Genomic DNA, 12,318 nt, shown 5'->3' with positions numbered 1-12,318 from the left:
GTCCGGGGTTTTTTAATTAGTGCATAACTGTTAAATCTTTAGCGATATCTTTAAAGGAGAATTTATATTCTTCATTATAAAATTTGGAATATAGTTTTTTATAATTCTCATAAGTTTCAACAGAAAGACTATGTTTTCCTTCTGAACTAAGCAAAGAACATTTCACTCTTAAAGCAGTCTCATTCATTTGATCAAATTCAAAAATTACATTTGAAATTCTTAAGCGCAAGCTTGTATTAAGATCTGCTTGCGATACAATATTCTCAAGAAAATTTACAATTTTTCCGGTATTTTTATCTTTAAAAGAATCAAGCCATTCCGGAAAAATATCTCTTAAAAGGGTACCTCTTTTAAGAATTTGAAGTATTTCTTCCAGCTTTTCAATATTTCCGGATTCTTTGAATTTTTTTATTTCATTAGTGATATGAATTAAGTCACAAAAAATGGAATCATCGGAGGTTAGTTTCCAATAATTGTTGTCATATATTATTTCTAAGCCAGAAATATCTTCTAAAATGCTCCTTAATTTTTTAATATTAACCCCTCTGTTATTTTTTGCTTTACTTTCAGGTTTATCAGGCCAAAGGTATTCTTGAATCCTTCTTGAAGAAATGCCTTTCCCATTTTCAGTAGAATATAATAATATCAGTAAAAATAATTCCTTTAAGGTGGGACTAAAGCGATAGCTTATGTTTTTACTTTTACTGTCAAATACTTGAAAGCCCCCAAATAAAAGTATCGCGTTTACCAGAGGAATTTTGTAGCTTATTATTGGTTCTATATCGAATGTGCTGACATGAGAAACTAGTTCTTTCTCAGACTGATGTTTGGCTCGTATTTTTTTTCTAATTATTAAAGCAAGAATCAATAGGAACAATGCAAAGCAAGAATAGAATATTTTTATTGATAGAGGAAGAGATCTGGCATCAAGATTTAATTCTGCTTCCTCATCCGGAGCATAACTGATAGAGTGTAAATTCACATGGTATGTATTATCCGAAGCTAAGTGAGATGTTAATGCAATTAATTTATTTTCACTCTTCCAATAATATAAATCAGCAAAGGATTCAACATCTAAAAAGTCATACGGAATACTATCCCCAATAAAAACCAACCTAGAATTATTAATAAATCCTTTTACAACTTTTAGATAAGTATTCCTCTTTAATGCAGGAAACATGATGGTGTAAAAACAACTGTCATTATCAGTAATCATGGTATTTACAGGTAAATATTGAAACTTATCATCCTTACATTTATAATTCCAAAGTTTTTTGATGCACTTCTTTTTAAAATCAATTTTATAAAGATCATAATAGAACTCTTTACCGAGAATCTGTTTTCCCAGAGAATTACCCAAGCCACCAAAAAGATAACCGATATTGGAATCTTTTGATGAAGAGCCAAAGGAAGCTAAGTATCTGGGTTGAATGGTATCTCCTGTAAATTTTAATTCATTCCATGTATTACTTTCTTTATTAAAGGACTGAATTTTATTATAATAGGAGTAAAATCCGTATCCGCAAATAGTGGTGATTTCTTTCGTTATCGGGTGAATTAGTTTATTGTGATGCCAGAATTTTGGAATATCATCAAGGGAACTTTTCTTATTTTTACTCCATTGGTGAGTTTTAAAATTATAACTTGAGGTTCTGTTTCTATTGAAACTATAGGATAGAATTTCCCCTTTGTTTATGATTACCTGCTGTGACTTTTCAAAACTAGGATAACCTGAATGTACAGTTAGAGTTGAGAATTGTTTTGTTCGTAGATCATAAGAACTAATATCTCCATTATTCATCACAAAATATAGAATCTCTTTTTGAGAATCAAATGCCATCGACGGAATGGTGGAAAATGTAAATGAATCAAGAGGAGCCCATTTATTGTGATAATCTACAACCCAATCAGGATTATATATTTTTGCGGTTCTACTCGATAAAATATCTCGAAGGAGATTTGAATCCGTTTTTCGAAATGGCCACAAATGTTTTGGAGAACCATTTATCCGGATACTTAGATCCTTGATTGAAATCGAAGGTACTTCATCAATAACGAAACCATATTTATTAACAACACCAAGTGATAGTGCAAATTCAGAATTCTGAGGAAATTTAATACTAGTGTTGAGAATTGTATCTCCAAACAAGAGTTGTAGATTTTCATTTTTTGCATCAATTTTTAATTCGAAAGAGATCCAACGGTTATTTTGGATTCCCAATTCTTTAAAATTGCAATGAAATTTTGTTTCCCGTTTATTATAAATTACAAAAAGATCCGGATCCCGAAAGTTAACCTGAATGAGTTTGTTCCCATTTATTTCTTTTAGCGATAAAATATCGCCATAATGAGTGTCACTATCCCTAAATGAAATAGCAAAATGTATGCTAAAACTTGTATTGTAAGATATATTGCTTTTGTGGGTTATATCGACACCTGTCCTTAGTTCCTTCGCAACTTCATTCGATTTGAAATGTAATCCATGATCTGCATGTAATTCTGAAAGAGAGGAAAACAGGATGACAAGACAAATGAAATATCTCATTGTTTATTGGGGCTTAGTTAAAAATTAAAGTGGTTTGCAGATAATTATCAAATATATCTAAATCTAGTTAGACTATAAAGTCTATGGTTGTCAAAGTTATCAGAAAACACCTGTAAATACTAGATTTTGGAATGATTTAGAGCTGTTATTATTAAGATTATTTGGAATAAATATGTTTGGAGTCTGGAAGAATATATTATCTGTTTGAATTATAATAAAGGATCTTAATGGAAAAATGTCTTGACTTTTTTAAAAAACATCAAGGATTTATTTAAAAAGATCAAGACCTTTTCCGAAAAACATCTAGACTTCTTTTCACAAGTATCAAGACTTTAAAAAACACTCTAACTTTTTGACGTGGATACAATGAAATGCGCTTTAAAAGTGGACAAAGAAATTTATATATCAGAAAGACAAGAGAAAACAAGTAGATTAATGATTTTGAAAGACACATTAATTCAATATTAATCGTGAATTAATACGTTTGCGCTAATATTGGTTTCAAGAAAAATTCACATGATTTTTTTTGTTCAGTGTATAATTAATAATTACTAACTATGAAGAAATGCTATTTACGAAATCTTCATTCCAACCTATCTAACCCATTAGGTTTTGGAAGTAAGATTGGAATTTTTGTCTTGCTGTTTGCAATAATGGTTCTCCCATTATCGGCAAATGCAAACGTTGACAAATTATCCGAAGACAATTCAGCTGTTGCTGCACAAAGGGTAATTAATGGTACTATAACAGAAGAGTCGGGTATGTCACTTCCCGGAGTATCTGTTGTTATAAAAGGAACTACTATTGGAACCGTTACTGATGTAGACGGAAAATACGAAATCTCTGTTTCGGGTGATACGGATGTTTTGGTATTTAGTTTTGTTGGGATGGAAACACAGGAAATCACAGTTGGTTCTCACTCTGTAATTGATCTTGTAATGCATATCGATGCTTTGCAAGTAGATGAGGTTGTTGTAACTGCCTTAGGTATTAAAAGAGAGAAAAAAGCTCTTGGTTATGCCGTTCAGGATGTGAAAGCTGATGAGTTAACACAGGCTGGCAATGCAGATTTGGTGAGTTCTTTACAAGGTAAAGTTGCTGGTGTGCAGATTAATCAGTCGGGTAGTGGTATTGGAGGAACTTCCCGGATTGAAATTCGTGGATCTAGTTCACTAACAGGTAATAATGCGCCTTTATGGGTAGTTGATGGAGTGCCGTTTGATAATGGTAATAGCCGTGATGGTGGAATCTGGGGAGGTACATCAAGAGCTGGTGGTGCATTTGATTTGAATCCAGACGATATAGCATCAGTGTCAATTCTAAAAGGACCAAATGCTGCAGCGCTATATGGAGAACGAGGTGGTAATGGAGTAATTCTTGTTACTACTAAAAAAGGAAGTAGAAATAAAGGTCTGGGAATTGATTATTCCGGAAGTTTTACTTTCTCAGATGCTGCATATTTATTGGATTTGCAAGATAAATATGGACAGGGCACCAATGGTGAATATGACAAGAATGCAACGTCCTCCTGGGGACCAATGATGCAGGGGCAAATGCTCGAATCCTGGACAGGTGAAACAATTCCTTACGAAGCTCAAAAAAATCGTTTGGAAGATTTTACTCGTACTGGAACTACTCAAAAACACAATGTTTCATTTACAGGAGGAAACGACAACGGTTCTTATCGTGTTTCTCTTGGAAAAGACATTATGAACGGTATTTATGAAGATCATAAAGTAGAGAAATCAACTTTTGATTTGAGAGCAGATTACGATATAAATAATTGGTTAAATATTGATACGAAGGTATCTTACTTTTTAACGGAGGGAAATGATCGTCCGGAGGTAGGAAACTACAGTTATGTGTCTTACTTTAATACAATGCCATTAAATATTAGAAATCAGGATTTGGCACCTGGATATAATATTGTTGGAGGACAGCATGTAGAGCAGTTGTATACTACTGCAAATGCAAATTATAGGAATCCATATTTTTTGCAAGCTCAAACCACAAACAACGACCAAAAGAACAGAACCTTTGGGTATTTGGCTGCTAATATAAAAATCAACTCTAATTTAAAGGCGAAATTTAAATATGGAATGGATTTTTATCAATTTTCTTCTGTTGAAGGCTATTTGTTTGCAGATAATGTTGATTCTAACCGGCCAAATTACAATCCTACGCAATCTAACTTTAAGGAGGAAAACTATGAGTTCTTATTATCTTATAATAAAGACTTGAATGAGGATTTCACTATTGGATTAAATGTAGGTGCAAATAGTATGCAACGTTATGCAAAAACCTTAAGTGCAACTTCTGGTCGTTTAACCTCTGAGGGTGATTTCTTTTTAGGAGCAGGTTCTAATATTAATGCATCCGAGTCTATCAATGAGTCAGAAGTTCGCTCAATTTATGGTTTTGGACAAGTGGCTTATAAGAATAGTATTTTCTTAGATATGACTGCTCGTAATGATTGGTCTTCAACCCTTACAGCATCCGATGCGAAATACGACAATTCTTATTTTTATCCATCTTTAAGTTTAAGTGGAATTGTTTCTGAAATGATAGAAATGCCTAATTGGGTTTCTTTTGCAAAGGTTCGTGGTTCATGGGCAAGAGTTGGTAAAGCAACTGATCCGTATCAAACAAGCCAGAACTTTACCATCGGAAATTGGAACTATGGTTTATCTACCGGTAATGTTTCCTCAAAGCAAGTGGTACAAAACTTAAAGCCGGAGATTTCTACTTCCTGGGAAATTGGTGCTGATTTAAGATTACTTAGCAATAGAGTAGGAATTGATTTTACCTATTATAATGAAGACACAAAAAATCAAATTCTTCCTGTGGAAACAGTTCAGAGCTCTGGATACGATGTACATTTGATCAATGCTGGTTTGATTACCAATAAAGGTATTGAGGTTATGTTGTCAACCGTTCCTGTAAAAACAAAAGATTTAACCATTGGTTTGGATTTTAATTTCGCACAAAACGAGAGTGTAATGGAGAGGTTAGCCGAAGGTGTGCCTGAATATGGTTTTGGAATGAATGTGATGGCAATTCCAGGCGAAAAGCTTGGAGTAATCCGAGGCAGTATTTATAATCGAAACGAAAATGGTGATTTGATAATGGATGAAAATGGCCTTATGACATTGGCTCAAGGTGATGACCATGTTTTAGGAAATATTCAACCTGATTTTACAGGTTCCATTAATTTAAGTATCGATTATAAAGGATTGTTTTTTACTGCATTAGTATCTGTTCAGGAAGGTGGAGATATTTTGTCTTCTTCTGAACAAGGAGCAACTTCGGCAGGTACTGCTAAAAGAACACTCGAAAACAATCGTATGGCTTTATTCGTTGATGGAGTTGCTATGGATGGAAGTACAAATAATGTAATGATTTCTGCAGAAGAATATTGGAGACAATTATCAAAGGTAGATGAAGAATTTATGTATGATGCTTCTCATATGAAATTAAGAGAACTTGTTCTTGGATATAATATTCCAAAATCATTTCTGAATAAAATTCCTCATAATCCTGTTAAGTCGGCAAGAGTTTCTCTCGTAGGAAGAAATTTATTTTATTTCTACAAACATACACCAGGAACAGCTCCTGATGCAAGTGCTTATAGTTCTAGTTTTGCAGCGCAGGCATACGATTTCTCACCTGTACCATCTGCTAGAACATATGGATTCTCCCTTAACGTAGGATTTTAATTGAAAAAAGTGAAACGATATGAAAAAATTAAATATAATATTATTTGTATTGGGGCTGATCATTTTGAACAGTAGTTGTTCTGATGATTTTGGAGACATGAATGTCCCTTCTGATGCAGTAACTGAGGTCGAGCCAAAATTCTTCTTCAACACCATGGAACAAGAGGTGTTTGCTAACTACCAAAGAAATGTGAATTTGTACCCCGATTTATATTCTCAATATTGGGCGAATACTGTTTCTGGTTTTCCATCACCACGTTATGAATATGTTGATGGATGGATTGGAAACCAATGGAAGGAACATTATACAAGACATCTGAGAAGAGCTTTGGCTATTCAAAATATGTATGGTGAAGATCCTGTATATACTGATGCAATTGCTATTAAAGAAATTTGGATGTGCTACTGGTGGTCAAGAATGACAGATACTTATGGTGATATTCCATATTTTGGTGCCGGAACTGGTGATGCGGTAGCCTATACATCTCAACAGGATATTTATACGGATCTGTTTAAAAGATTAGATGTAGCTATTAATAGTATTACAGGTGGTGAGGAACAGTACAAGTATGATGATGGTTACGATTTGATTTATGATGGTGATGCTTCTCAATGGCGAAAGTTTGGTAACTCACTACGTTTACGATTGGCTATGCGTATTTCAAATGTAGATGCTTCAAAAGCACAAGCTGAAGCACAAGCTGCTGTGAACGGACCAGGTGGTTTACTTACCAGTAATGCTGATGTTGCAAAAGTTCCAATGTGGAATAAAGGCTGGTACGATTATCTACACCAAATGGCGTGGAATTGGAATAATATCAGAATGTCGAAAACTTTTTCGAACTATGTATATAATCAATCTAGTGCTGGTGAAGATCCAAGAACACCTATTTGGTTCGCCTATCAGGTAGATGGTGAGCCAACCAGCAAAGAAGATGCAGGTTTTACCAAATACGAAGGAATCGAAAACGGATACAACTTAGTTCCTCCAAAATCGGATGAAAATTTCGCAACTATAAATCTTAAAGGTGGATATATTGATTTTGTTGGTGATGGCGTAGAAGATGCCATGTATTGTCCAGTAATGTTTTATGCGGAAGTATTGTTCTTACAATCAGAGGCTGCCTTGCGTGGATGGATATCCGGAGATGCAAATGCACTATATCAAGAAGGAATTCAGGCTTCTATGGAATATGTTGGTGTTGATGCTTCTGCAGCAAGCGATTATATTGCCGGTTTGCCTCAACTTACCGGGGCTAATGAAGCTTCCCTAAAACAATTGATTACTCAGAAATGGGTTGCTGATTTTCCAAATGGCGTAGAAGGATGGGCTGATTTTAGAAGAACAGATTATCCGGACATTACACTTCCAAAAGATGGAGTAAGTGGTAGCTCTTCTGTTGCATCAGGTACTTGGGTGAAGCGTGTTCGCTATCCTGATAATGAGCATTTACAAAACGAAGCCAATATGCCTTCTGCACAAAATAGCTTGGAAACAGACAGAATGGATATCCGTGTTTGGTGGGATACTGCTGATACCAAAACTAAAGGTGGTGATGGTTTGATGAATAGTAATTTATAATAAAAGATAGTATTCCATTGTGATACATGGTGGAATACTATTTTAAATCTAAATATTTTATTAGATATGAAAGCATTAAAGTTAAATATAAAGCTATTGTCTTTTCTGGCTGCCTTTGTAATGGTTTTTGCCTTTGCAGCTTGCAACGATGATAATAATAACAATACAGGAGGATATGAAACGGGTTCTCTTGATGCTCTGATAACAGAAGCAGAAGGCCTAATCGCCAACAGTGTGGAGGGAATCAACGCAGGCGATTTTAAACCAGGATCAAAAGATGAACTTCAGGAAGTGGTAAATTGGGTTTATTGGCGAATTGATAATGCTAAAAACCAAGAAGAAATTGCCGATGCTGTAGTGAAATTGCAACGTTACATTGACATATTTAAAGCGAATATTGTAGCAGTAGCCATGCCATATATTCAGCAAGAGAATGATACTTACATTCAGATTTCGGATAATATAAAGCCTGTTTTAAATGGTGCTTTTACGATTGAAATTGATTGTTACATTGTTGATTTAAATACAAAAGGGTATTCAAACAATTTATTTTCTTGTGAGCAATCAGGACCGGATAGTGGTTTCGGAGTAAGATATTTTAGCGATGGTAAAATTCAGGTTGTTGTTGGTAATAACAATTGGGTTGATTCGGGTGATCAGGCAGGAGCAGGCACAATGAAATCAGGGGAGTGGATGCATGTAGCCTTAACCAATACAGGATCTCATCAAATACTATATGTAAATGGTGCTGCTGTGGCTACTAATGATAATACCCATTTGCTGGCTGTTGATAAATCGTTCGTAATTGGAAATAGTCCTATGTGGACGGATAGAGTTTGCAATATGCTGGTGCGAGAATTCAGAGTATGGAATAGTGTGTTGGATCCAGCGGCTATTCAAGCTAATATAAGTGCCGGATTTACAGGCTCAGAAGCAGGTTTGGAATGTTACTTCCCATTTGGCTCCGATTTAGGTTCCGACTTTTCAGATGTTACAGGAAACTATAAAGCATCTATTAAAGGTAAAATTGATTGGGTGAATGAGCCTCCTGTGATTGTCCTTGACAAATCAAAATTAGAAGGTGCTATCCAGGATCTCACAGATTTTAAAGCAACAATCGTAGAGGGAAACCAAGATGGGGATTATCCTATTGGAACTTTAGCTTATATCGATGAATTGATTTCAAATGCAAATGACAAATTAGCAAACGAAACGCGCCAATCTTCTCTAGATGATGCAGCCGAATCGTTATTAGCTAAAATCGATATAATTAACAGCATGTTGGTAGAAGCTACTGATGGTATCTTCATCGATCATGACAATCCTGATGCTGTAGGTTTGCGTATTACTCCTAATTATACGCCTCAAGGTGATTATACCGTTGAATTTAATGTGAAAGTTAAATCTCTATTCGGTTACGGAACTGGTGAATTCTTTAATAACGGAAACTATGGTATTTGGGTTTATGGTTATGACGAGTTGACTGAAGAGAATGTATTGGGATCAGGAGGCTTATGGAACTTTACCAATGCAGGTAATGGTTGGGAAGGTCCAAAGGCAGATGCATTGACAATGAAAACCGGCGAATGGCAACATGTAGCTATTGTTCATGATGATACAGCTCGCACAACAACACTTTATGTTGATGGAGAAGAAAAAGGTGTACAAACTGATGTTGGAGCTCCTGAAGTTTCAGGTTGGGGCGAAATGTGGTTAGGTAATGGCTGGGGTAAAATGGATGGATACATGAAAGACTTCCGTCTTTGGGATGTTGCTCGTGATGCTGCCGATTTAGATGCCGCAATTGATGGTACAGAAGCTGGCTTGAATGTATATTTCCCTCTGGATAAAGTAGCCGGAGTTAAGTTTGAAGATGTAACCGGTAATTATAAGGGTGAAATGAGAGGAATCTCATGGAACGTAGAATAACAGAATATGTTTTGAGAATAAAATTGGAGCTATCGAAAGGTAGCTCCAATACCTAATTGAAATTTCTATTTTTTTATTGTTTTAGATAATGGGATTTAAAACCATTAATACTAATGGTATGCTTCCGCCTGTATAATAATGGAAGGATTTTTTTATAGCCTTTTTTGGGAAAAAGGTGTATGAATTCGAATATAATTATAGCCTTGCGCTACAACATATATCAACCAGATTACTTAACCTAAGAACAAGAACCAAATGCAATATCAAAAATATAGTAAAACTCTCTTTGCCTTATTTGTGTTGGCATCTTCCCTTATTTCATGTCAATTAGCGGGAAAATCAGCCAATAATACGGAAGATTTAATTCAATATGTAGATCCTTACATAGGATCAGGAGGTCATGGACATGTTTTTGTTGGAGCGAGTGTTCCTTTTGGCGGCATTCAGGCAGGTCCTAGTAATTTTTATAAAGGATGGGATTGGTGTTCTGCCTACCATTATTCCGATAGCATCGTCAAGGGATTTACTCACCTTCATTTAAGCGGAACGGGTTGTAGCGATTTAGGGGAATTACTACTGATGCCAACTATAGGAGATTTGAAAATTAATCCGGGTTCGCAAGACGATCCTACTATTGGATATGCTTCCTATTACCAACATAAGTCTGAAAAGGTAGAGCCGGGGTATTATAAGGTTCATCTGGATACCTATGATATCGATGTTGAATTGACCACAAGTGAGCGAGTAGCTTTACACCGATATACTTTTCCTAAATCAGAAAAGGCAAGAATTATTGTTGATTTAAAGGAAGGAAATGGCGATACTGCAACAGAGACTTTCTTGCATAAGGTAAACGATACCATTGTTGCCGGTTACCGATTTTCAAAGGGATGGGCCGCTGATCAGAGAGAGTATTTTGCAATGGTGCTCTCCAAGCCAATGAAAGGTATTCGTGTTTACAACGGGCAAAATAAAATAGATGGTGATGCTGCAGAAGGAAAAGCAGTAAAAGCATTCCTTCAGTTTCATACAGATGCATTTGAGAAAATAGAAGTTAAATTTGGAATTTCACCGGTAAGCATGGAAAATGCACTGGCAAATATAAATTCCGAAATACCAAGCTGGGATTTTGAAAAAGTTCTTAGAGGGAATCAAGCAAAATGGAATCACGAGTTATCGAAAGTACAGGTAAAAACAGATGATATAGCTAAAAAAAGAGTTTTCTACACAGCATTATATCATAGTATGATTGCTCCAACTCTATATAACGACCATAATGGTGATTATCGGGGTGTGGATAAAGAAGTTCACAAACATTCGAATTTCACAAATTACACTTTGTTCTCATTGTGGGATACTTATCGAACAGAGAATCCATTATTCACTTTAACGCAGCAGGAAAGAGTACCTGATATGATTAATTCTATGTTGGCAATTTACCAACAACAGGGTAAACTTCCAGTTTGGCACTTGAGAGGAAACGAAACCAATACCATGGTCGGATATAGTGCCGTACCAGTAGTAGTTGATGCTTGCTTAAAAGGTTTTAAAGGTATAGATTACAATTTGGCCTACGAAGCAGTTAAAACTACAGCAATGGGTGATTTTGAACCAGGAGTGAAGGAGCTGATGAAATACGGATATATTCCTGCTGATATGATGCACGAATCGGTTGCAAGTGCTATGGAGTATGCTATCAGCGATTGGGGAATTAGCAAATTAGCCGAAAAACTCGGTAAGGTTGAGGATGCAAAATATTTTGCCGAAAGAGCCAAGGCTTATAAAAAGTACTACGATCCTTCTGATCGTTTTATGAAAGGAAAATTGTTGGATGGAAGCTGGAGAACTCCATTCGATCCTGTTTCGGCACAACATCGGGTGAATGACTATTGTGAAGGAAATGCATGGCAATACTTGTGGTTGGTTCCTCAGGATCCGGAAGGTTTAATTAATCTTTTAGGCGGAGATAAGCCTTTCCTGGCTAAACTAGATAGTTTGTTTACTATTTCTTCCGATTTGGAACATGGAGCATCGGCTGATATATCAGGATTGATCGGGCAATATGCACATGGTAACGAGCCAAGTCATCATATTACTTATTTGTATGCTTATGCGGGACAACAGTATAAAACTGCCGAAAAGGTACGCTATATCATGAATAAATTATACACCGATAAAGCTGATGGTTTATCCGGAAACGAAGACTGTGGGCAGATGTCTGCATGGTATATCATGTCCTCCATGGGATTTTATCCGGTGAATCCATGTAATGGCGCCTATGTTTTTGGTAGTCCATTGTTCGATGAAGTTAGTATAAATCTCCCTGGCAATAGGACTTTTAAGATTGTTGCAAGAAATAACAGCGATAAGAATATATACATCCAATCTGTAAAATTAAATGGGCAGGATTATAAAAAATCTTTTATCACCCACAAGGATATTGTAAAAGGAGGTACACTCACTTTTGAAATGGGAGCGAAGCCAAATCCTGATTTTGGAAAAGCACCAGAAGATCGTCCTAAATCAATAGTTTATTAGTATTTGAA

5 protein-coding genes are annotated in these 12,318 nt (G+C 35.6%); 4 read left to right on the top strand and 1 reads right to left on the bottom strand.

The window, feature by feature from the left end:
* Positions 1-16 precede the first annotated feature (16 nt).
* Positions 17-2,545, bottom strand: a complete 2,529-nt coding sequence (locus DLK05_RS04520) for a hypothetical protein (protein WP_127342811.1) — start codon at positions 2,543-2,545, stop codon at positions 17-19.
* 557 nt (positions 2,546-3,102) lie between these two features.
* Between DLK05_RS04520 and DLK05_RS04515 the strand changes: the two genes are divergently transcribed.
* The 4 genes from DLK05_RS04515 to DLK05_RS04500 all read left to right on the top strand — a co-directional run bounded on the left by DLK05_RS04515 (position 3,103) and on the right by DLK05_RS04500 (position 12,310).
* Positions 3,103-6,261, top strand: coding sequence for a SusC/RagA family TonB-linked outer membrane protein (locus tag DLK05_RS04515; protein WP_127342810.1), 3,159 nt, complete (start codon positions 3,103-3,105; stop codon positions 6,259-6,261).
* Between the two features lie 19 nt (positions 6,262-6,280).
* On the top strand, positions 6,281-7,843 hold the full coding sequence (locus DLK05_RS04510; RefSeq protein ID WP_127342808.1) for a SusD/RagB family nutrient-binding outer membrane lipoprotein: 1,563 nt from the start codon (positions 6,281-6,283) through the stop codon (positions 7,841-7,843).
* A gap of 66 nt (positions 7,844-7,909) precedes the next feature.
* Positions 7,910-9,772 (top strand): LamG domain-containing protein, encoded by a 1,863-nt coding sequence (locus DLK05_RS04505; protein WP_127342806.1) that lies wholly within the window; start codon positions 7,910-7,912, stop codon positions 9,770-9,772.
* A 255-nt stretch (positions 9,773-10,027) separates the two neighbouring features.
* On the top strand, positions 10,028-12,310 hold the full coding sequence (locus DLK05_RS04500) for a GH92 family glycosyl hydrolase (protein ID WP_127342805.1): 2,283 nt from the start codon (positions 10,028-10,030) through the stop codon (positions 12,308-12,310).
* Positions 12,311-12,318: the final 8 nt, after the last annotated feature.

This window comes from Ancylomarina longa, from assembly GCF_003996985.1.
GTDB classification, from domain to species: Bacteria; Bacteroidota; Bacteroidia; order Bacteroidales; family Marinifilaceae; genus Ancylomarina_A; species Ancylomarina_A longa.
The sequence above is the reverse complement of the archived record's forward strand: the minus strand, read 5'-3'. Positions and strand labels throughout refer to the sequence as shown.